This is a genomic window from Anoxybacillus andreesenii (assembly GCF_030813005.1).
Taxonomy (GTDB): Bacteria; Bacillota; Bacilli; order Bacillales; family Cytobacillaceae; genus Robertmurraya; species Robertmurraya andreesenii.
The window spans coordinates 120476-141828 of record NZ_JAUSTU010000013.1 but is presented as its reverse complement, the minus strand read 5'-3'; the positions used below and the strand labels follow the sequence as shown (position 1 = coordinate 141828).

The following is a 21353-nucleotide window of genomic DNA, read 5'->3' as shown; positions in this document are numbered from 1 at the left end:
CATACCCAAGGGGAATAACATGGAGGAGCCGTATGCGACGACCCGCACGTACGGATCTGCGAGAGGCGCATGAATTTTTCATGCGCCTACTCTATGTATATTCATGCTTAAGCAATTGGTCCGCCTTTTTCACGGATTACTGAAGATACATCCTTGAACTTGGTGAAATTCTGCTTGAATTTATCAGCCAATTCTTTTGCTTTCTTTTCGTAAGCCTTTTGGTCACTCCATGTCTTACTCGGTTGGAGTACCTCGTCAGGAACACCTGGTACATGAAGAGGGATATTTAATCCGAAGATTTCATCCTTAACGGTTTCTACATGATTTAGTTCCCCTTCAAGAGCGGCTTGAATCATTGCGCGAGTATAGCTTAGCTTCATACGGCTTCCTACACCGTATTCTCCACCAGTCCACCCAGTATTCACTAGATAAACTTGAGCGTCATGCTCAGAGATTTTATCTCCCAGCATTTCTGCATATCTAGTTGCTGGAAGAGGGAGGAACGGAGAACCGAAACAGGTTGAGAAGGTAGCCTCTGGGGAAGTAACGCCACGCTCGGTACCTGCAAGCTTGGATGTATAGCCACTCAAGAAGTGATACATTGCCTGTTCCTTTGTTAATTTTGCGATGGGAGGAAGAACTCCAAACGCATCAGCTGTCAAAAACACAATTGTATTTGGATGTCCCGCAATGCTTGGCTCAACGATATTATCGATCGCTTGAATTGGATATGCGGCACGGGTATTCTCTGTCAATGTCCCGTCATCATAATCAGCAACACGACTTTCGTTATTTAGGACGACGTTCTCCAAGACAGATCCGAAACGAATCGCATCGAAAATTTGTGGTTCCTTCTCACGCGAAAGATTGATGCATTTGGCGTAGCACCCACCTTCGATATTGAAAACACCATTTTGCGACCATCCGTGCTCATCATCTCCGATTAAACGGCGGTGGGGATCAGCTGAAAGAGTCGTTTTTCCTGTACCTGATAAGCCGAAGAATAGCGCAACATCCCCCTCACGGCCAACATTGGCAGAGCAATGCATGGAGAGAATATTGTTTTCTGGGAGAAGATAATTCATAACGGAAAAAATGGATTTCTTGATTTCTCCTGCGTATTCTGTACCACCAATCAAAACCGTATGACGTTCAAATGAAACAATAATGAAGGTTTCAGACCTTGTACCATCAATTTGTGGGTCAGCTTTAAAATCAGGAGCTGAGATAACCGTAAATTGAGCCTCATGAGTTAATAATTCTTCCTCCGTTGGGCGAATAAATAACTGATGGGCAAAAAGATTATGCCATGCATACTCATTAATGACTTGAATCGGAAGCTGAGATTTCTTGTCGGCCCCTGCAAAGCCTTTAAAAACAAATACCTCTTCCTTTTCCTTTAAATAATTGATAACCTTATTATAAAGACGGTCAAAAGTATCCTCAGAAATGGGCTGATTGACAGAACCCCATTCAATTTTATCCTTAGAGGAGCGCTCTTCAACAATGTATTTATCTTTAGGAGAACGGCCCGTATACGTTCCTGTAGTTGCGCGAACAGCACCTGTCGACGTTAAAACTCCTTCATTGCGTTTTAAAACCTTTTCGACTAACTGAGGAACAGAAAGCTGTACATGAACATTGTCTTGTTGTAATAATGCATGTAATTCGTTCGAGAGGCTAACTGAATTCATTTGATGAAAACCTTCTTTCAGCAATTTATTTTATTTTGACCTATTCGGGAAATGTCGAATAGAATATTGACAAATTTTCAGCGCAGTTACTTTCGTGCAGATTGGAAGTTTAAACGATTACATCTCAGGATTAGTATAACACATTGGCTTCATTAGTCTATACTAATGATGGGAATTTTCCCTATTTTATTTCGGATTTTTTCCAGTAAAGTTTAGTGTTAATGTATTCAATCCGAATCACAGATGGGAATGGTAAAAATGAAAATATATGCATTATATGATGCCAATTGTACATTGTGTCAGGAGTCAAAAAGGATTTTTCAAAAGATAGATAGAAAAACTAAAGTGAATTGGTTATCGCTTCAGGAATATGAAAAGACAGATCAAGAGTATTCCTTCAGTGCAATAGAGCTAAGAAGGGAACTGCATATCATCCTTCCTGATAAAAGGGTGCTAAAAGGCTTTGAAGCGGTACGGAAGCTTCTCCTAATTAGTCCGTACACTTTTTTAATTGGAGCCTTCCTCTATATTCCCTACATGCATGTGATTGGCCGCCCCATATACGGATGGATAGCCAAAAGGCGGCATCAATTTAAAGCACATAAATGTAGCGATGACAGTTGTTCACTGTGAAAAATTTATAATAAATATAGATTTCTGTTGACACTATTGTATCCTTTCGATAAGATTTTAATTTGAACGGATACTCTCTTATCCCGAGTAGGTGGAGGGACAGGCCCTATGAAACCCAGCAACCGGCTATGATGATGGAGAAGGATCAGAAAAGATCACTCTCAGTGCTATGGCAACGGTGCTAACCTGAAGCAAGGTATCGATCCTTGAACGATAAGAGTGAAAGGCTAGAAATGGAATCTTCAACCTTTCCTCATAGGGAAGGTTTTTTTATTTGCCCCTAAGTAGCGGCGGAGCCCTAGAATTAATCATAAAAAGATCATGTTTATTTCATACTACATAGGGAATGAGTACCGTATCAAAACGAGGTGGGAGTCCTCGAGCATATATATTAAAGGAGGAAATCGGATGTCAAGAAACGCTCGTTTGTTTACTTCTGAGTCAGTTACGGAAGGTCACCCCGACAAAATTTGTGATCAAATTTCTGATGCGATTTTGGATGCTATTTTAGCAAAAGATGCGAATGCCCGTGTAGCTGCTGAAACATCTGTTACGACAGGTCTTGTATTGGTGGCGGGAGAAATCACAACATCTACATATGTGGACATTCCAAAGATTGTTCGTGAAACCATTCAAGAAATTGGTTATAATCGGGCAAAATATGGCTTTGATGCAGAGACATGTGCAGTATTAACCTCGATTGATGAGCAGTCAGCTGACATTGCTATGGGCGTTGACAAGGCACTAGAGGCCCGTGAAGGAAGTATGACTGAGGAAGAGATTGAAGCGATTGGAGCCGGGGACCAAGGTTTAATGTTTGGATTCGCTTGTAATGAAACGAAGGAGCTCATGCCTCTTCCGATTTCGCTAGCGCATAAATTATCTCGTCGTCTTGCCGAAGTACGCAAGGAAGAAATCCTTCCATATCTTCGCCCAGATGGGAAGACTCAGGTTACGGTTGAATACGATGAAGAAGGGAAACCGGTTCGCATTGACACGATCGTGATTTCAACTCAGCATCATCCGGAAATTTCGCTCGAACAAATTCAACAAGATATTAAAGAGCATGTGATCAACCCAGTTGTACCAAGGGAGTTAATTGATGACAGCACGAAGTATTTTATTAATCCAACAGGTCGATTTGTGATCGGTGGCCCACAGGGAGATGCTGGGTTAACGGGTCGAAAAATTATCGTTGATACCTATGGCGGTTATGCGCGCCATGGTGGTGGAGCCTTCTCAGGTAAGGATCCGACAAAGGTGGACCGTTCGGCAGCCTATGCTGCACGCTATGTCGCCAAAAACATTGTTGCTGCAGGACTGGCAGATAAGGTGGAAGTACAGCTAGCCTATGCCATCGGTGTTGCCAGACCAGTTTCTATCTCTGTTGATACCTTTGGAACGGGGAAGGTAAGTGAGGATGTACTTGTGGAGCTCGTGCGTAATCATTTTGATCTACGTCCAGCCGGCATTATCAAAATGTTAGATTTACGTCGTCCAATTTATAAGAAGACGGCCGCATATGGTCATTTTGGGCGAACTGATATTGATGTTCCTTGGGAGCGTACAGACAAAGCAGATGTGCTTCGAGAACAGGCTGGAAAATAGAATAAGTAGGCTTTGTTAATGTACAGTGTTGATTATAGCCTTATACGTGAACGTGAACGGGTTTTATTCGGTACGAATAACTTAGAGAACGTACACGTATAAGGGGATATGAAGATCAACAACAAAAGATAACCGAGCCAATACGTTAAAAAGAAGTTACATCGTTTATGTGTAACTTCTTTTTTCTCACATGGAAGTGGTTATGAATTTTGCTGTAAGGATTTATAGTACTGTCCTTTTTCTGCATACTCTCTTGAAATTCTTTTCATATCGGCAATGTCGTCTTCATTCAGTTCCCTTATAACCTTCGCTGGTCTCCCAAAAGCAAGGGTGTTTGGTGGGATTTTCTTACCTTGAGGAACCAAGCTGCCTGCTCCAATAAATGCACCTTCTCCAATCTCAGCTCCGTCTAGAATGATCGAGCCCATACCAATTAAAGCTCTTTTACGAAGGATGCAGCTATGTAAGATCACCTGATGCCCCACTGTTACCTCATCCTCGATAATGAGAGGATTATTAGGGCTTTGATGGAGGACACTATTATCCTGGATATTGACCTTCTTACCGATGATCGTTGGGGCTACGTCTCCCCTTATAACCGTGTTAAACCATATGCTTGACTCATCGCCAATTTTAACATCTCCAGTAATGGTGACATAATCAGCAATGAAGGCAGTTGATGAAATGTGTGGCCATTTGTTATGAAATGGATAAATCATAAACCATCTCTCCTTATTTTTATGGGTAATTTCATTCTACCGAATAATATAAATAAAGTGTGAATAATTGTTTTCGGAGCAGTAAATTCATGAGTTGATCTTTTGTTTTGTGCTAAAATAATGATAGCTTCAAGTCGAAGGAGGGGAAATTCATGTGGAAGTGGGAACCAGACGGAGAGGCAAAAGGAGTTATTGTCATGGTGCACGGTGCTTTAGAGCATCATCGCCGTTACGGCTGGCTAATTGAAATGTGGCGTCAGGCTGGTTTTCAGGTCATTATGGGCGACCTGCCAGGGCATGGGATGACGACAAGATCTAAACGAGGACATATCGACTCCTTTGACGACTATTTAGATGAGGTCAAGGCGTGGGTTGAAACCGCCTATCAGTTTGATTTACCAGTGTTCTTGCTCGGTCATAGTATGGGTGGACTTATCACCATTCGTTTATTGCAGGAGGAGAATCTCAATCTTGCCGGTGTCATCCTTTCTTCACCGTGCTTAGCGCTCGTGAATAGGCCAGGAAAAATACTAAATGGGATTTCTTATCTTCTCAACGTGATTGCGCCCGAATTAAGATTAAATTCAGGCATTAGTGTCGATATCGCAACGCGGAACAAAGAAATTCTGGACATTGATCGAAATGATACTCTTTATATTGATAAAATTTCTATCAGGTGGTTCCGTGAATTGGATGCTTCCATGAAGCTTGCCTTTGAGGAGCTTCAAAAAGTGAAGGATGTACCTATGCTTGTAATGCAAGCGGGGGATGACAAAATCGTGAATAAACAAGCAGTGACAGAATGGTTCAACCACGCTCCATTATCTGAAAAAAGATTCAAGGAATGGCCTAAATGCTACCATGAAATCTTTAACGATCCAGAACGGGACGAAGTATTTGAATATGCAAAGGATTTTGTTTATAGTCAATTGAAGGCGATTGGATACGTCGTATAAGGAGGAATTTCTATGGCAGTACCGTCTGAGCCGCTCAGTCTAATGTCCAAAGTATATAGAAAAATTCTACCGACCGCTCATATGGAGCTGGCCTATTGGAAAAAAAGGGCGACGGAAATTCCTGATGATGAGCTAAGAAAACAGGCACTTGCAAGCATTGAAACGAAAACCTTTCACTGTGAGGGTGGTTCTATTCTTGCTTTTATGGCTGGAGAAAAATACAAAGAAGCCATCAAATTCATTGTGGCCTATCAAACCATTAGCGATTATTTAGACAATCTTTGCGATCGAAGCACATCCCTAGATCCTGAGGATTTTTCAGCACTCCATGAATCCATGGAGGTAGCGTTAACTGTAGGAAAAGATCATCAGGATTACTATCGCTTTCGAAAGGAAAAAGATGATGGGGGTTATCTGCGAGAATTGGCTGAAACCTGTCAGAGCGTCCTCCAAAATAATCCTCATTATCTTCACATAAAAGATTATTTGCTAGAGCTTTGCCGCTATTATTGTGACCTCCAAATACATAAGCATGTCAAGGTGGATGAGCGAATCCCAAGACTCAAAAGCTGGTTCGAGGAGCATAAGAGTCAAATACCCGAAATGGAATGGTATGAATTTTCTGCGTGCTCTGGCTCTACTTTAGGCATCTTCTGCTTAATTTCCCACGGGATGAGTGAGGATTTCAAGTCTAGCCATGCTGAGAAAATTAGAAATGGCTATTTTCCATATATCCAAGGGCTGCATATTTTACTCGATTACTTTATTGATCAGGAAGAGGATAAAAAGGGTGGCGATTTGAACTTTTGCTTTTATTATAAAAATGAGCAGAGTTTGTTCGAACGGTTGAAGCACTTTGTGACAGAAGCAGACAAGCATACAGAGGGATTGCCTAACAAGCGTTTCCACCGACTAATCAATCGTGGGTTGTTAGGAATTTACTTGTCGGATGAAAAGGTCCGCTCGCAAAAATCTGTTCAGCATCTGGCAAAAGAGATCATCAAAAGCAGTGGCTTGGTCAGCTTCTTTTTCTATATGAATGGACGAGCCTATCGAAAGTTTCAAAAGTGGATTCCTTCTTTAAGATAATATTATTTGAACATGATGTGTGCTTGTGTACGAACAAAAACCCTCTCTCCAACGAAGGAGCGAGGGTTATCTTTTTTCAATCGCAATGATAAAAGGTGGATGATTGGCCTGATTGATAAATTGATATTGCAGTACATGAGCTTTTTTTTGATCAAGCTCCTTAGCATAAGATAGCAACTGATCCCGTTCGATTGCACCTTCAGTATGGCCGTGATAAATTACAAGGACAATAATTCCCTCCGGTGCGAGAATTTCTAGTAATTGCTCAAGTGCAGCGATCGTTGTATTTGGTTTTGTGACAATGGACTTGTCCCCACCAGGAAGATAGCCGAGATTAAAGATGGCGCCTTTTACTTTTCCATGAAATGAGGAAGGGACGGAGCTGAAAATCTCCTCGTGCCCTCGATGAAATAATGTGACCGGTTCATCCATGTTTTTTTCGGCTAGTCGTTTCTTTGTTTGAGTAATGGCATCCTCTTGAACATCAAAGCCGAAGACATGACCACTAGGACCAACAAGCTCCGCTAGAAAAAGTGTATCATGGCCATTGCCAACTGTAGCATCGACCACAATATCCCCTTTTTGAACGGTTTTTCTCAGTAAACTGCGGGCAAACGGCAATATTCCTTCAACTTTCATACTGTTGCCTCAAGACTACGATAATTTTTCCCTTGATAGCTGTTGCGGCGTTTGAGTTCGGCATCGATGGCATTCAATACTTCCCATTTGTTGACACTCCACATCGGTCCAACCATTAAATCAATCGGTCCATCCCCAGTAATGCGATGAACAATCATTTCAGGGGGTAAAATTTCTAGCTGATCACATACTAAGCTGACGTAGTCTTCCTGAGTTAAGAATTGGAGCATGCCTTTTTCATATTGCTTCACCATGGGTGTTCCCTTTAATAAATGAAGCAGGTGGATTTTGATCCCTTGGACATCTAGCTTCGCTACTTCACGAGCCGTTTCCATCATCATGTCATAGGTTTCAAGTGGCAATCCGTTGATGATATGGGAACAAACTCTTATTCCGTGCTTGCGCAGCTTTTCAACTCCTTGAACATAGCATTCAAAGTCATGGGCACGATTGATAAGGAGGGCGGTTCGTTCATGCACGGTCTGCAGGCCTAATTCGACCCAAAGATAGGTTCGTTCATTTAATTCAGCCAGGTACTCAACGACGTCATCTGGTAGGCAGTCAGGACGTGTAGCGATGGAAAGTCCAACTACCCCGTCTTGGGCTAGCACTCGCTCGTATTTTTCCCGTAATTCCTCAACGGGGGCATGAGTATTCGTAAAGGCCTGAAAATAGGCCATATACTTGCCATCCTTCCATTTTTCGTGCATTTTCTCTTTAATTTCATTAAATTGGATCTCAAGATCGTCAGCTCTATTCCCGGCAAAATCACCAGACCCTGCTGCACTACAGAAGGTGCAGCCTCCATGTGCGACGGTGCCATCACGGTTCGGGCAATCGAAGCCCCCATCTAGAGCGACCTTAAATACTTTATGGCCAAAATGCTGACGCAAATGGTAATTCCACGTGTGATACCTTTTATCATCTGTTGCATATAAAAAAGGGTTAGTCTGATTCATGTCAGTTAACCTCCTTGAAAATTCTTGTAGCATAGGCTCTAAATATACATTGCTAATATTAGCCCCTATGCATATGCGTGAACGGGTTTAGGGCGGTATATATCGACTTAGATACATAGCATGAGCATAAAAAGAATTTTAACACGAAATGACGTTTTTTCATAATGAAAGCAGGATGATGAAATTGATTAAATTAAAGTGAGAGTGAACAAACTAAAGAAGAAGCAGGTGGTTGCTTCGCATTTATTACAGTGGTAGGAGGTTGAAAGGATGGCTACACGTCAATCAATGGAAAACCTTCTTCAACAGTGTGAGGATGTTATTCGTCATGCTCAGGAACAATATGAGGAGAGCAGCAAACAGGAGCAATATAACGATTTAGGATATACGGAAGCATTACAGCAGCTTGAGACGACTTATAATGATGTTGCGAAAATGTCGCTCCATGCCAATGCACAGCAGCGCGAGCAGCTTCACCGCATGAGGCTTCAGCTCCAGCAAGTACAAAACAACATGATCCTTCGTGATCTGTAAGGAGAGGAAGACATGGTTAGAAAGCGTTCCAAACAGAGCAATCCAGAACAAAAGACACATAACAATGCCAATAGTCAAGATGTGGAATTTGGTCAGGAAGTGGACCAAATTCAGAAGGCAAAGAAAAAGTACGAAAAAACAGTTCAACCGACGAGGTCGAAGATTCACCCAGAGCATAGACAATCGAAATAACGATTTGGCCCCAATACTAACTGTATTGGGGCTTAATTTTTTGAAAAAATAAACAATGGGAATTAGGAGTTTTCCTTATTGAACTATTTGTGAAAAAGTCATAATATAATATTTTGGTTATCGAAACTTTTAACTGAAGTTTTTAACATATTCGAGATAATTTATGTTTGGGATCGGAGTGAATACTTTGCCACGCAACTTATGGTTATTAATCATCGGGATGGTCGTCAATGTCACTGGTTCTTCTTTTTTATGGCCCTTAAATTCAATTTACATTCATGATCACCTTGGGAAATCTCTGTCGGTGGCAGGCTTTGTCCTCATGCTTAATGCTGGGGCAACGGTGATTGGTAATTTATTCGGTGGCTATTTATTTGATAAAGCGGGAGGATATAAATCGATCCTTCTGGGGATTGGAATTGCTTTTCTTGCATTAACGGGCTTAACGCTCTGGCATAGCTGGTTGCCTTATGTTATTTTCTTAACAATTGCAGGGTTTGGTGCAGGAATTATTTTTCCATCCATGTTTGCCATGGCAGGTTCCGTTTGGAAGGAAGGGGGAAGAAGAGCGTTTAATGCAATTTATGTCGCACAAAACCTTGGAGTGGCAATTGGTGCTTCACTCGGTGGAGTGGTTGCCTCATATTCCTTTCAGCTAATCTTCTTTGCCAATGCACTGATGTATTTTATTTTCTTATTGATTGCTTTCTTTGGTTATCGTGGAATTGTAACGACAGTCAATAGACAAGTGGCTGGATTGCATGAGAAAAAGCCAATCAAGGATTATACAAGGCTATATGCCTTGTTCATTTTATGTACAGGATATCTATTATGCTGGGTAGGCTATGTGCAATGGCAAGCAACCATTTCTGCTTATACTCAGGAATTAAATATTTCTTTAAAGCAATATAGCTTTTTGTGGACGGTCAATGGAGCACTTATTGTTCTAGGGCAGCCCCTATTAAATCGAGCATTAGCAGCTTTTGAAAAGAAGATAAAAGGACAAATGATAGCTGGAATGCTTATTTTTATTGTCTCATTCTTGGTTGCAGCAAGGGCCGAGGCATTCTCAGGATTTTTGACGGCGATGGTGATTTTAACAATCGGGGAAATGCTAATTTGGCCAGCTGTTCCCACGATTGCAGATAAGCTTGCTCCAAAAGGCAAAGAAGGCTTTTATCAGGGGATTGTCAATAGCACGGCAACGGGTGGAAGAATGATTGGCCCTGTCCTAGGAGGCTTGCTTGTGGACCTCTACGGAATGACGATGCTTTTCATAGTCATGATTCTATTGATTAGCATCTCGATCTTTACGACCCTTATTTATGATCGGAAAACGGAGATCGTTTCGGAGGAATCTGCTGTTCTTAAGCATTAGATGATTAGCGAATTGACCAACATTAAAAGGGAACAATTTTGGATCGGTTGGCATAGACTATATATTACCTCTTGAACAGCTTGCATCTAGAACGGAAATTTAATACAATAATTTTATATTTGATAATCGTAATGACAGTGATAAGGAATAGTAATGATGCTAACCCGAAAAAAAAGAGAGTTGACGGCTGGTGAAAGTCAACCGGGAACATCATGAACTCGCCTTTGAGTTGCTGGTGTGAAGAGTGAGTAGCACCTGCCGTATTCCGCGTTAAGGAATTTAAGCGAGTGACATGGTCACTAATGTGGGTGGTACCGCGGGAGATTTAATCATAATCCTCTCGTCCCTTTGGGGATGAGGGGTTTTTTAATAGTTTTGGAAGGATTTTATTTCCAAAGTGTCCACCTCAGGTGTACAAATAGAGGCAAATGTCCACGAGTGGTACCAGGTACCGAAAAAAGAGGTACCGAAAAAGTATCGACAAAAGTACATAGATTTTTTTAGGAGGAAGGAAAGATGAGTTTTAATCATCAGCAAATTGAGAAGAAGTGGCAGCACTATTGGGAAGAGAATAAGACGTTCAAGACGATGGATGATAAAGGAAAGCGAAAGTTCTATGCGCTTGATATGTTCCCTTATCCGTCAGGAGCAGGCCTCCATGTGGGTCACCCTGAAGGATACACGGCGACAGATATTCTTTCAAGAATGAAGCGAGCGCAAGGCTACAATGTTCTACATCCAATGGGGTGGGATGCGTTTGGACTTCCAGCTGAGCAATATGCATTGGATACGGGAAATGATCCAGCGGAATTCACGGCGCATAATATTCAAACGTTCAAACGACAAATTAAGTCCTTAGGCTTTTCCTATGATTGGGATCGGGAAGTCAATACGACAGACCCAGATTACTACAAGTGGACGCAATGGATCTTTTTGAAATTGTATGAAAAAGGGCTTGCCTATATTGATGAGGTGGCTGTGAACTGGTGTCCGGCTCTTGGAACAGTACTTGCCAATGAAGAAGTTATTGATGGAAAAAGCGAACGCGGAGGCCATCCAGTCGAGAGACGTCCAATGAAGCAATGGATGTTAAAAATTACCGCTTATGCAGACCGCTTGCTTGAGGACCTAGAGGAGCTTGATTGGCCTGAGAGCTTAAAGGAAATGCAGCGCAATTGGATCGGTCGCTCAGAAGGGGCTGAGGTGACCTTCCAAATTGATGGTCATGATGAAACATTCACGGTTTTCACTACTCGTCCTGATACATTATTCGGAGCGACTTATGCGGTCTTAGCACCTGAGCATGCGCTAGTGAAGAAAATAACGACCGCTGAACAAGAGGGAGCAGTCAAAGCTTACTTAGATCAGATAAAAACAAAAAGTGATTTAGAGAGAACGGACTTAGCGAAGGAAAAAACAGGCGTATTTACAGGTGCCTATGCGATCAACCCTGCGAACAACGAGAAGATGCCGATTTGGATAGCCGATTATGTCCTTGTTAGCTACGGAACTGGCGCCATTATGGCCGTTCCAGGACATGATGAACGTGACCATGAGTTTGCGGTGAAATTTGACTTGCCAATTCGTGAGGTTGTTGCCGGCGGGGACGTTTCAAAGGAAGCCTATACAGGTGATGGTGAGCATGTCAACTCTGATTTCCTTAACGGCTTAAACAAAGAAAAGGCGATCCAAAAAATGATCGCTTGGCTTGAAGATAAGGGCATTGGTACGAAAAAAATAACCTACAGACTTCGCGATTGGTTATTTAGCCGCCAACGCTATTGGGGTGAGCCAATCCCAATTATTCATTGGGAAGATGGCACGATGACTGCGGTTCCAGAGGAAGAGCTTCCGTTAAAGCTTCCGGTAACAACGGAAATTAAGCCATCTGGAACGGGTGAATCACCGCTTGCCAACATTGAGGACTGGGTTAATGTTGTTGATCCAGTAACAGGCAAAAAAGGCCGCAGAGAAACGAATACCATGCCACAATGGGCAGGCAGCTGTTGGTACTACTTACGTTATATAGATCCGAAGAACGATCAAGCGCTAGCGGATAAGGAAAAATTAGCACAGTGGTTGCCAGTGGATATCTATATCGGTGGAGCAGAGCATGCGGTCCTTCACCTACTATATGCACGATTCTGGCATAAATTCCTCTATGATATCGGGGTAGTCACTACTAAGGAGCCATTCCAAAAGCTATTCAACCAAGGGATGATTCTTGGTGAAGGCAATGAAAAAATGAGTAAATCAAAAGGGAATGTCGTCAATCCAGATGATATCATTGAGAGCCACGGTGCTGATACACTTCGTCTGTACGAAATGTTCATGGGCCCATTGGATGCTTCGATTGCGTGGTCTACTAATGGTTTAGATGGTTCTCGTCGCTTCCTTGACCGCATTTGGCGTTTGTTTATTGAAGAGGATGGTTCATTAAATCCTAAGATTCAGGACAGAGAGGATACCGGGTTAGAAAAGGTGTATCACCAAACGGTTAAAAAAGTGACCGAGGACTTTGAAGGCTTACGCTTCAATACAGCCATTTCACAGCTTATGGTATTTATCAATGATGCTTATAAGGCTGAGGTATTACCGAAAAGATATGTGGAGGGATTCGTGAAGCTACTTGCTCCAATTGCCCCTCATATTTCCGAGGAGCTTTGGGAAAAGCTTGGTCACACAGAAACGATTTCCTATGAGGCTTGGCCTGCTTATGATGAGGCAAAGCTTGTCGATGATGAGGTTGAAATTGTTGTCCAAATTAACGGCAAGGTTAAAGCCAAGCTTTTGGTACCAGCTGATGCAAACCGAGAAGCATTGGAAGAAATTGCAATGGGTGATGTGAAGATTCAAGAGCAGATTGATGGCAAGACGATTCGCAAAGTGATTGCCGTCCCAGGAAAACTCGTTAATATTGTGGCAAACTAAAAGTGATAAACTCACAAGGCCTAACATGCTAGGTCTTGTGTGTTTTTATGTTAAAATAAAAGTACTATTTGCAAAGTGATAAAATGAGGTGTTGGAATTTATGGAGCAAATTAAGATAATTACACCTGAAGAGCTGGAAAAGAAGATTGAAAATGAAGAGGAGCTTAACCTTGTCGATGTGCGTGAGGATGAGGAAGTGGCACAAGGTATGATCCCTGGGGCCAAGCATATCCGAATGGGAGAAATCCCTGAACGTCTCAACGAATTTGATAAAGACAAGGAATACATTTTCATTTGCCGTTCAAGCAGACGTAGTGAAAATGTTTGCTACTACATGCAGGAGCAAGGCTATAAGGTTAGAAACATGATCGGCGGCATGCTCGAATGGAAGGGCGAAATTGTATTATAAGGACAAAAAAGAGCAATCCGCTGAACTAGTGGGGTTGCTCTTGCTCTATTCGGGCAATACAGCGTTCTATCGTTGCAATTTTATTGAAAATGACATCATTATTCATAAATACTTCCTCTTTTCATAATTCCTTGAAGAATTTCCGCACGCTGTTCATTTAGGTGGGCATACATGGATAACGCCTTCATGCGTTCGCGGTTAAAGATAGACTCATCCCTGCAATAAATAACCTCCCCAGTAGAAAAAATCTGCGCAGCAAATACCGTATCGACTTCGCGAATATCAACTAAGTCTATTTCCATACCAAGGGTGTCAGCAAGTTTTTGGGCATATATGAATCGTTCATAGGGGGAAAGCTTCTTATCCGCATAATAGGCTATGTCAAGATCACTTTCATCTCTTACGTTTCCTTTTGCATAGGAGCCGAATATAAGGACAAAAACAGCTTTTACTTCTTCAATAAAATCTTTTTTAATCAGATCTCGCCATCGCTCGTTCAATCTAACCACCTCATCTCTTATCCTCATTATAAGAAGTCTCATCTTAATAGTAAAGAAACCGATAATATTTAACTGAAGTTTTAAAATATTCAAACTCTGTCAATGCTATTAAAAAGATTAGGAGGGAATCAAAATGATTCAGGTCAAATTATTTGATCAGGAACATGAGAAGGATTTGGAAAACGAAATGAATCGTTTTCTGGAACGACTTGATGAGAAAAAACTCCTCGACATTAAATACAATATTGCCGCACTTCCAGAGGATGAAGGGGAGAAAGAGCAAATTTATTGTTTTTCGGCAATGATTATATACCGAAAATGAAATTTCTAGCAATTTCTATGTTTCTAGCGATAGATCCCGCCCATGAAGACCCATATTTGATAGGAAATCGAGAAAAAAGGTCTTCATCGAGAGGATGAAGACCCAAATATGGCAGGAACCCCCGAAAAAGGGCCTTCATCAAGGGGATGAAGCCCCAAACTATGCCAGAAGCCGAGAGAAAAGGCCTTCATCAAGGGGATGAAGCCCCAAACTTCGCCAGAAACTGAGAAAAAGGGTCTTCATCTAAGGAACCCCGTATAGGGAATCTTTGATTTTTATTACACTCCCTTTTTCTGAAGCGCATATTCAGCGGCATTCGTTCCAGCAAGCCTTCCGGTTACGAGGGCTGACGTGATATTATAGCCTCCCGTATAGCCGTGAATATCTAGAATTTCTCCGCAAAAATATAAACCACTCATTTTTTTTGAGGCAAGTGTCTGTGGTTCAACCTCTTTGACGGAGACACCTCCGCCTGTGACAAAAGCTTTCTCTAGCGGCAAGGTGCCATTGACTTTAATCTCAAAATGCTTACAGCTATGGGCAAAAGCTCGAATTTTTTCCACAGAGAGATTTGCACCTTGTGTGGCAGCATCAATCCCATTAGCTTCAAGCAAAAATAATAGGTATCTTTCAGGAAGAATGCCTTTCCACACATTCTTGATACTTTTTTTCGGCTCTGCCTTCAGAAGAGCATATAATTCCTGAAATAGCTCCTCTTCATTTTTCTCCGGAAGGGCATCTAGACTCATCGTTACTTCAGATAGCTTCCATTTTTTCATCGCTTTGACGACAAATTGACTGCATCGGAGCACGGCGGGACCACTTATTCCAATATGGGTAAAGAGCATGTCCATTTGATGGGTGATAATGGGCTTTCCCTTTGGATTTAACACACTGAGAGCAATGTCCCTAAGTGATAGGCCTTGTAAAGTTTTTTCTCGTATAAAGGGTTCGATGGAAGTGAGCGGCACTTCCGTTGGATACAACTCTGTAATTGTATGTCCGGCCTTCTCTGCCCAAGCATAGCCATCACCAGTGGACCCTGTATGAGGAACGGATTTTCCACCAACGGCTATGACAATGGATTTTCCATCATAGCTAGCACCATTTTTTAACAGAACAGAGACCACCTGGTTGTCTTGATAAATGATATCCTGAACAGGAGAATTAGTCTGCACTTCGACCTTTAATTCCTTTAACCGATTCAACATAGCGTCAACGACAGACTGAGCTTTATTGGACACCGGGAACATTCGCCCGTGATCCTCTTCCTTCAGCTGGATTCCAAGATTCTCAAAAAAGGTGATAATATCTTCATTATTAAAAATCGAAAAGGCACTGTATAGAAAACGCCCATTACCAGGGATATGCTTAATAAATTCGTCAACAGGGAGGCGGTTTGTGACATTGCAGCGCCCGCCACCTGAAATGGCTAGCTTTCTTCCAAGCTTGTCCCCTTTATCAATTAGGAGCACCTTCGCTCCTTGTTCACCGGCCGCGATCCCAGCCATCAAACCAGAGGGACCTCCGCCGATTATGATTACATCATACTTCATATTTCTTTCTCCTTCTGAAACTTCTTCTGTATATTATAAGCATTGGGATATATTATTGGAAAGAATACATAGGAAAAAAGTAGAACTTGTTATCAAAGAAGTGTAAACTGTACCTAGTTATTTCTGTAGTACTTAAATTAGGATGGATAGGATGTTAGGTTATGTCATCAAAGCTTATTAGGGGTACATTTATTTTGACCCTTGGTACATTTATTTCTAAATTCTTAGGATTGTTCTATGTCATTCCGTTTTTTGCTTTAGTTAAAGAAGATGGTACAGCATTATACAATTATGCCTATGTACCATATACGATTTTCATTAGTATTGCAACAGCAGGAATTCCTGCTTCCGTATCCAAATTTGTCTCTAAATATAACGCGATAGAAGAATATGCAGTTGGAAGAAAGCTGTTCAAAACGGGTCTTTTCTTGATGGCGATCACAGGAATTCTATCGTTTCTTGTCCTTTATGTTTCAGCTCCGAATTTAGCAACGATGGTTATTTCTGAAAAAGATCATCTTTCAAGTCCTGAGGATGTGACAACGGTTATTAGGGCTGTGAGCTTCGCGCTAATAATAGTCCCGTTCATGTCTATAATCAGGGGATTTTTCCAAGGACATCAATCAATGGGTCCAACGGCTGTCTCACAAGTTGTAGAACAGATCGTGCGAATTGTTTTTGTTCTAGCAGGAGCCTTTGTTGTATTGAAGGTCATGAAGGGAAGCTTGGTAACAGCAGTGAGCTTCTCCGTTTTTGCGGCATTTATCGGTGGACTTGGCGGTCTTGTCGTTCTATTTTGGTACTGGTACAAACGAAAGCCTCATTTAGATGAATTATTGCTACAGGACAAAGGTACGGTCGATGTCTCCGTCAAGGAAATTTATAAGGAAATCCTGCTTTATTCGATTCCATTTGTTCTTGTGGGAATTTCCAACCCATTGTTTCAATTCATTGATCAATTGACCTTTAACCGTACAATGGTTTCGATCGGTGTGGATGGAAAATTGGCGGAGCACATGTTCTCGATCTTGAATTTCCAATCACAAAAGCTCGTCATCATTCCAGTATCCCTGGCTACAGCCTTTTCACTAACATTAGTGCCAGCGGTGACGAAATCATTTACAGAGGGTGATCAAAAGGGCTTAAATCATCAATTAAATCAAACATTCCAGGTTCTCATGTATTTAACTTTACCTGCGGCGGTCGGTCTATCGCTGTTAGCGGAACCTATTTATAATGTTTTTTATAAGCATGATCCGATGGGTACAGAAGTATTGCAAGTGTATGCACCAGTTGCGATATTATTCGCACTTTATGCCGTAACGGCCGCCATCTTGCAAGGGGTTGATGCGCAGAAATTCAATATTTTGAGCTTGTTAGTGGGGATCCTTATTAAGCTAAGTTTAAATATTCCGCTCATTAAGATGATGGAAACGAAGGGTGCGATATTGGCGACTGTTCTCGGTTACGCAGCCGCCATCTTAATCAATCTTATTGCAATCAAGCATTTTTCCAAATATCGGTTCAGACTTGTTGTACGGAGAGGGATGTTAATTATTATCTTTACGGGCATCATGTATGGGGCCACGAAAATCGCTTATTGGCTGCTAACGATGTTTTTGTCTCCAGAATCCAAATGGCAGGCTCTTGTACTGGTTATTATTTGTGGAGTGATTGGGGCAGGCTTATATTTCTATCTTGGACTGAAATCAAAGCTAATAAATTTCTTATTTGGAAACCGTGTGGACAAACTAAAAGAAAAATTTCATTTAAAGGGCTAGCCTTCATGAAACAGGTCCCCGCAACAAGCGGAGACCTATTTTTTAGAGGCTGTGTTAATAGACACTGTCGATTTTAGCCTTATACGTGTGCGTGAACGGGTTTTATTCGGTACGAATAACTTAGTGAACGTACACGTATAAGGCGGTTCATTAATAGAGCCAGAAAATTGATGGAATTTCTTTCATGTATACCCTTAGAAGTTACTACCCGTTATGCCAAGGCGTCGTTCGATTCGATTTAGCCTTCTGTTTAAACGGTCTACCTCACGATCGAGTCTATCTACTTGACGCTCTAATCTATCTAGGCGCTGGTTCACATTTGCTCCACCACCAGGAAAACCAGGAACTCCTGGAAAAAAGTGGCTTTGACCTTGTCCTTGACCCTGACCTTGTTGTCGATAATAATACATGCCATTCACCTCCTTGAGAGAAAAATGTGGTGATTAGAATAGCGATTTCCTGTGAAGGGCTACAAGCGTATAGCCGTGATATCAGTCTATGATGAGTTTGATGGAGTGTAAGGGCTAATGCCCATTTAAGAAGGCTGCTTCATAACGTTTGTTGCGATTGTAATGGTCCTATACCGGCCATTACGTTAAGAAGGAGAATGGAGGATAAAGATGAGAATTGATAAAATGCTTGCCAACCTAGGCTTTGGCAGTCGAAAAGAGGTTAAGAAGCTGTTAAAGGATGGCGCTGTTAAAATAAATGACATGATGGTGAAGGATGCCAAACAGCATGTGGATCCAGAAAAAGACACAGTTACCTTACATGGTGAGGTGATTGAATACAAGGAGTTTATTTACTTGATGATGAATAAGCCGCCAGGGGTCATATCTGCCACCGAGGACAACTATGATAAAACTGTGGTTGATCTCCTAGAAATGGAGGATGCAGTTTATTCTCCTTTTCCCGTTGGAAGATTGGATAAGGATACAGAAGGGCTGCTTCTCTTGACCAATGATGGACAGCTGGCCCACCGCCTGCTTTCTCCCAAAAAGCATGTACCAAAAACCTACTTTGCCGTGATTGATCAGGAGGTAACGGAGGAAGATGTAAAGGCTTTTAAACAAGGCGTTACCTTAGATGATGGATATGAAACGAAGCCTGGAGAGCTAAAAATCCTAAAATCAGGCATCCATTCCGATATTGAATTGACGATTACAGAAGGGAAATTCCACCAAGTAAAGAGGATGTTTGAAGCGGTCGGGAAGAGAGTAGTTTATTTAAAGAGACTATCAATGGGGCCTCTTGAGTTAGATGAATCCCTTGAGCTTGGAGAATATCGAGAATTAACCGCAGAGGAAATCAAAAGTCTTACAGAATATGAGTCTCTATAAGGAAATCGCCTTCAAATATGAAGGCGATTTTAAATTTTACGTCATTATGATGTCAATTTTACTTTCTTTTTGGTTGTTGTCCATTTGCCTCGGCTCGGGCTTACCACTAAGTCGTTATAAGCAAGGACATTCAAATCTCGTTGAATAGTCCGAGGAGTTATACCAAATTCCTCTACAAGTTCTTGTGTCGTTACAGTTCCTTTTTGATTAATAAACATATAGACGGATTTGATTCGGTTTAACATTCGGTTAGTTGAAGGTTTCAAAGAACCACTCCCTATCCTTTTTTCAAACCTGTGGCATATCCTACGACTGACATGTATTTGAGAGGTTTTTCTCCTTATATGTAATCTTCTGCCCTAGACAACCCCTTTATCGTTTTATTCCAAAGCCCTATTAACATGTTTAACCTTATAGACTAATTGTAAACCTATTTTCAAATAATTTCTACTTTGATGAATTAATGTAATATAACTTTTACATTTTAAAGTGGGTTAAAGTATTATCACCTTCTTTCCTAAAGCCTAGTAATACTTATGGAGGGGGACGAGCCAATTATGAATAAAATTTGAATATTTTCTAAATAGGACAATAATTTCCTGTATCTGAGTTTGTTTTTCTAAGCTATAATAAAAACTTAGTTTGGACTAAAAATGGAAAGGAAGAAAATGATTTGGAACCTACGATTGAAAACCAACTCGTCCATCGTAAAGAAACAATTTACTTTGCACTTGTTCTTCTTTTTAGCATCTTAACGTATTTATTTTTAACTTTTTCTATTATTGGTTTATTTGTCATTGCTTTTATCATTTTCTTTTCAGTTGTATTGCATGGCCTGTATGTTGGTGGGATTCGCCGAAACGGAGTACGGTTAAGTGAGGAACAGTTTCCTGAGCTTTATCAGAAGGCAATGGTGGTTGCCAAGGATATGGGGCTCAGCAAAATCCCAGATATTTATGTCATGGAGTCTGAGGGAATGCTGAATGCTTTTGCGACTAGGTTTTTTATGAAGGATATGGTCGTTTTATATTCAGGTATATTTGATCTGATTGAGAAGAATGGGGAAAAGGAAGTTCTATTTGTGCTTGCCCATGAGTTTGCTCATTTAAAACGGAAGCATGTCCTTATTAGTCTATTGATTTTGCCTGCGATGTGGGTGCCCTTTTTGGGAAATGCCTATTTAAGAGCTTGTGAGTATACCTGTGATCGTTATGCCACCTATTATATTCAATCCTTGGAGGCGGCTACGAACGGCTTATTAATGCTGGCGATTGGGAAGGAGCTCTATTCTAAGGTAAATCATGAGGTCTATATGAAGCAGCTACAGACGGAAGCGGGATTTTTTGTGTGGCTGAACGAAAAGCTGTCTACCCATCCGCATTTGCCAAAGCGTGTATATGAATTAAAGAAATGCTATGCTCCTGAAACAACGATTGAGCTGAAGGAGCCAAAGGGAAGAGTTTGGCTTGGATTAGGTGTGTCGGTTCTGGCGGTGTTTATCGTCGGGGCAGGGTTATTTTTCACGGTAAAGGCTGTGGAGAAACTCGACCTATTCTCTGACTTAGCCATGGAAATAGAAGGGACGACTCCCTTAATGAATGCAGCGATGGATAATGATGTCGATAAGATTCATTCTTTAATCGAAGATGGGGTCGATATTAATGAGGTGGATAGTGATGGGACAACCGCTCTTCACTGGGCAGTTAGTTATGCAAACTACGAGGCCGCCGAGGACCTGCTTGAGAAGGGGGCCGATCCTAATACAATCGATACCTATGAGACTACCCCACTAATGAGTGCAGTGTTTTCGGATGATGTAGAGATGGTCAAGCTACTGTTAGCGCATGGAGCTGACCCAACGGTTAAGGATTCAACTGGAGCCACGGCCTATGATTATGCGGTTGAGTATGAAAATGAAGAGATTATCAAGCTATTAGAGATGGAATAATGATTTTGAGCTATCCTTTTTGGGTAGCTTTTTTCATTTTTATTGGCTGTTTTCGCACGGATTATGGTTCTGGAATGTCCTTAATACCGGCCATTCCGTTTCATATTAGGTGTGCGATACGCATAGATTGAGCAGCACTTTTCTCCGTAGTTTCTACAGATAGAC

Annotated in this window: 21 protein-coding genes, 1 riboswitch and 1 other annotated feature; of the genes, 13 read left to right on the top strand and 8 right to left on the bottom strand. The window is 41.5% G+C overall.

Features of this window, described 5'->3' with window-relative positions; all coding sequences use genetic code 11:
* Window positions 1-107: 107 nt before the first annotated feature.
* Window positions 108-1694 carry a phosphoenolpyruvate carboxykinase (ATP) gene (gene pckA, locus J2S07_RS14425; RefSeq protein ID WP_307151119.1) on the bottom strand — a complete coding sequence of 529 codons (1587 nt, stop codon included), beginning with the start codon at window positions 1692-1694 and terminating at the stop codon, window positions 108-110.
* 258 nt (window positions 1695-1952) lie between these two features.
* Between pckA and J2S07_RS14420 the strand changes: the two genes are divergently transcribed.
* The gene (locus tag J2S07_RS14420; protein ID WP_307151118.1) at window positions 1953-2327 is read left to right on the top strand and encodes a thiol-disulfide oxidoreductase DCC family protein; all 375 of its coding nucleotides are present in this window, start codon (window positions 1953-1955) and stop codon (window positions 2325-2327) included.
* A 75-nt stretch (window positions 2328-2402) separates the two neighbouring features.
* Window positions 2403-2547: riboswitch (SAM riboswitch) on the top strand.
* Window positions 2548-2735: 188 nt separating this feature from the next.
* Window positions 2736-3935 carry a methionine adenosyltransferase gene (gene metK, locus J2S07_RS14415; protein WP_307151117.1) on the top strand — a complete coding sequence of 400 codons (1200 nt, stop codon included), beginning with the start codon at window positions 2736-2738 and terminating at the stop codon, window positions 3933-3935.
* Window positions 3936-4135: 200 nt separating this feature from the next.
* Here the strand turns inward: metK and J2S07_RS14410 are convergent, their stop codons facing one another.
* Window positions 4136-4654: a gamma carbonic anhydrase gene (locus J2S07_RS14410; protein WP_307151116.1), complete on the bottom strand. Its 519-nt coding sequence runs from the start codon at window positions 4652-4654 to the stop codon at window positions 4136-4138.
* Between the two features lie 152 nt (window positions 4655-4806).
* On the opposite strand from J2S07_RS14410, the gene J2S07_RS14405 reads away from it, so the two are divergent.
* Window positions 4807-5610: an alpha/beta hydrolase gene (locus J2S07_RS14405; protein WP_307151115.1), complete on the top strand. Its 804-nt coding sequence runs from the start codon at window positions 4807-4809 to the stop codon at window positions 5608-5610.
* Between the two features lie 12 nt (window positions 5611-5622).
* Window positions 5623-6699: a tetraprenyl-beta-curcumene synthase gene (tbcS, locus tag J2S07_RS14400; RefSeq protein WP_307151114.1), complete on the top strand. Its 1077-nt coding sequence runs from the start codon at window positions 5623-5625 to the stop codon at window positions 6697-6699.
* 66 nt (window positions 6700-6765) lie between these two features.
* Here the strand turns inward: tbcS and mnmM are convergent, their stop codons facing one another.
* Window positions 6766-7338, bottom strand: coding sequence for a tRNA 5-(aminomethyl)-2-thiouridylate-methyltransferase MnmM (mnmM, locus tag J2S07_RS14395; protein WP_307151113.1), 573 nt, complete (start codon window positions 7336-7338; stop codon window positions 6766-6768).
* Window positions 7335-8297 (bottom strand): tRNA modification radical SAM protein MnmL/YtqA, encoded by a 963-nt coding sequence (gene mnmL, locus J2S07_RS14390; protein ID WP_307151112.1) that lies wholly within the window; start codon window positions 8295-8297, stop codon window positions 7335-7337. The genes mnmM and mnmL overlap by 4 nt, the downstream gene beginning before the upstream one ends.
* Window positions 8298-8567: 270 nt before the next feature.
* Between mnmL and J2S07_RS14385 the strand changes: the two genes are divergently transcribed.
* From J2S07_RS14385 to J2S07_RS14365, 5 genes are all read left to right on the top strand, one after another.
* A complete protein-coding gene (locus J2S07_RS14385) occupies window positions 8568-8831 on the top strand; it encodes a YtzC family protein (protein WP_307151111.1) in 264 nt (87 codons plus the stop codon).
* Window positions 8832-8843: 12 nt separating this feature from the next.
* Complete coding sequence (locus J2S07_RS14380) at window positions 8844-9023, top strand: glycogen biosynthesis protein GlgD (RefSeq protein WP_307151110.1); 180 nt, start codon at window positions 8844-8846, stop codon at window positions 9021-9023.
* 187 nt (window positions 9024-9210) lie between these two features.
* Window positions 9211-10401, top strand: coding sequence for an MDR family MFS transporter (locus J2S07_RS14375; protein ID WP_307151109.1), 1191 nt, complete (start codon window positions 9211-9213; stop codon window positions 10399-10401).
* Between the two features lie 128 nt (window positions 10402-10529).
* Window positions 10530-10752, top strand: a binding site (T-box leader).
* 165 nt (window positions 10753-10917) lie between these two features.
* On the top strand, window positions 10918-13332 hold the full coding sequence (gene leuS / locus J2S07_RS14370; protein WP_307151108.1) for a leucine--tRNA ligase: 2415 nt from the start codon (window positions 10918-10920) through the stop codon (window positions 13330-13332).
* A 100-nt stretch (window positions 13333-13432) separates the two neighbouring features.
* Entirely contained in the window at window positions 13433-13741 is a 309-nt protein-coding gene (locus J2S07_RS14365; RefSeq protein WP_307151107.1) for a rhodanese-like domain-containing protein, read from the top strand.
* A gap of 98 nt (window positions 13742-13839) precedes the next feature.
* On the opposite strand, the gene mntA is transcribed toward J2S07_RS14365, so the two are convergent.
* Complete coding sequence (gene mntA / locus J2S07_RS14360; protein WP_370872835.1) at window positions 13840-14250, bottom strand: type VII toxin-antitoxin system MntA family adenylyltransferase antitoxin; 411 nt, start codon at window positions 14248-14250, stop codon at window positions 13840-13842.
* A 124-nt stretch (window positions 14251-14374) separates the two neighbouring features.
* On the opposite strand from mntA, the gene J2S07_RS14355 reads away from it, so the two are divergent.
* Window positions 14375-14563 (top strand): sporulation protein Cse60, encoded by a 189-nt coding sequence (locus J2S07_RS14355; RefSeq protein ID WP_307151105.1) that lies wholly within the window; start codon window positions 14375-14377, stop codon window positions 14561-14563.
* A gap of 278 nt (window positions 14564-14841) precedes the next feature.
* Here J2S07_RS14355 and J2S07_RS14350 read toward each other — a convergent pair whose 3' ends face one another.
* Entirely contained in the window at window positions 14842-16119 is a 1278-nt protein-coding gene (locus J2S07_RS14350; protein WP_307151104.1) for a BaiN/RdsA family NAD(P)/FAD-dependent oxidoreductase, read from the bottom strand.
* Window positions 16120-16280: 161 nt separating this feature from the next.
* Here J2S07_RS14350 and J2S07_RS14345 point away from each other — a divergent pair, with 161 nt between their 5' ends.
* Window positions 16281-17900, top strand: coding sequence for a putative polysaccharide biosynthesis protein (locus J2S07_RS14345; protein ID WP_307151103.1), 1620 nt, complete (start codon window positions 16281-16283; stop codon window positions 17898-17900).
* A gap of 194 nt (window positions 17901-18094) precedes the next feature.
* Here the strand turns inward: J2S07_RS14345 and J2S07_RS14340 are convergent, their stop codons facing one another.
* A complete protein-coding gene (locus J2S07_RS14340; RefSeq protein ID WP_307151102.1) occupies window positions 18095-18310 on the bottom strand; it encodes a hypothetical protein in 216 nt (71 codons plus the stop codon).
* Between the two features lie 210 nt (window positions 18311-18520).
* On the opposite strand from J2S07_RS14340, the gene J2S07_RS14335 reads away from it, so the two are divergent.
* Window positions 18521-19240: a pseudouridine synthase gene (locus J2S07_RS14335; RefSeq protein WP_307151101.1), complete on the top strand. Its 720-nt coding sequence runs from the start codon at window positions 18521-18523 to the stop codon at window positions 19238-19240.
* A 44-nt stretch (window positions 19241-19284) separates the two neighbouring features.
* Here J2S07_RS14335 and J2S07_RS14330 read toward each other — a convergent pair whose 3' ends face one another.
* Window positions 19285-19506, bottom strand: a complete 222-nt coding sequence (locus tag J2S07_RS14330; protein WP_307151100.1) for a DeoR family transcriptional regulator — start codon at window positions 19504-19506, stop codon at window positions 19285-19287.
* Between the two features lie 407 nt (window positions 19507-19913).
* Between J2S07_RS14330 and J2S07_RS14325 the strand changes: the two genes are divergently transcribed.
* A complete protein-coding gene (locus J2S07_RS14325) occupies window positions 19914-21188 on the top strand; it encodes a M48 family metallopeptidase (protein ID WP_307151099.1) in 1275 nt (424 codons plus the stop codon).
* The last annotated feature ends 165 nt before the right edge of the window (window positions 21189-21353 follow it).

Bases quoted from the DNA above. Each gene is read 5' to 3' on its own strand.
- leuS (WP_307151108.1), top strand. From the start codon at position 10,918: ATGAGTTTTAATCATCAGCAAATTGAGAAGAAGTGGCAGCACTATTGG.
- mnmL (WP_307151112.1), bottom strand. From the start codon at position 8,297: ATGAATCAGACTAACCCTTTTTTATATGCAACAGATGATAAAAGGTAT.
- J2S07_RS14420 (WP_307151118.1), top strand. From the start codon at position 1,953: ATGAAAATATATGCATTATATGATGCCAATTGTACATTGTGTCAGGAG.
- J2S07_RS14345 (WP_307151103.1), top strand. From the start codon at position 16,281: ATGTCATCAAAGCTTATTAGGGGTACATTTATTTTGACCCTTGGTACA.
- J2S07_RS14380 (WP_307151110.1), top strand. From the start codon at position 8,844: ATGGTTAGAAAGCGTTCCAAACAGAGCAATCCAGAACAAAAGACACAT.
- J2S07_RS14350 (WP_307151104.1), bottom strand. From the start codon at position 16,119: ATGAAGTATGATGTAATCATAATCGGCGGAGGTCCCTCTGGTTTGATG.
- mnmM (WP_307151113.1), bottom strand. From the start codon at position 7,338: ATGAAAGTTGAAGGAATATTGCCGTTTGCCCGCAGTTTACTGAGAAAA.
- metK (WP_307151117.1), top strand. From the start codon at position 2,736: ATGTCAAGAAACGCTCGTTTGTTTACTTCTGAGTCAGTTACGGAAGGT.
- J2S07_RS14335 (WP_307151101.1), top strand. From the start codon at position 18,521: ATGAGAATTGATAAAATGCTTGCCAACCTAGGCTTTGGCAGTCGAAAA.
- J2S07_RS14410 (WP_307151116.1), bottom strand. From the start codon at position 4,654: ATGATTTATCCATTTCATAACAAATGGCCACACATTTCATCAACTGCC.
- J2S07_RS14405 (WP_307151115.1), top strand. From the start codon at position 4,807: ATGTGGAAGTGGGAACCAGACGGAGAGGCAAAAGGAGTTATTGTCATG.
- pckA (WP_307151119.1), bottom strand. From the start codon at position 1,694: ATGAATTCAGTTAGCCTCTCGAACGAATTACATGCATTATTACAACAA.
- tbcS (WP_307151114.1), top strand. From the start codon at position 5,623: ATGGCAGTACCGTCTGAGCCGCTCAGTCTAATGTCCAAAGTATATAGA.
- J2S07_RS14385 (WP_307151111.1), top strand. From the start codon at position 8,568: ATGGCTACACGTCAATCAATGGAAAACCTTCTTCAACAGTGTGAGGAT.
- J2S07_RS14365 (WP_307151107.1), top strand. From the start codon at position 13,433: ATGGAGCAAATTAAGATAATTACACCTGAAGAGCTGGAAAAGAAGATT.
- J2S07_RS14355 (WP_307151105.1), top strand. From the start codon at position 14,375: ATGATTCAGGTCAAATTATTTGATCAGGAACATGAGAAGGATTTGGAA.
- J2S07_RS14340 (WP_307151102.1), bottom strand. From the start codon at position 18,310: ATGTATTATTATCGACAACAAGGTCAGGGTCAAGGACAAGGTCAAAGC.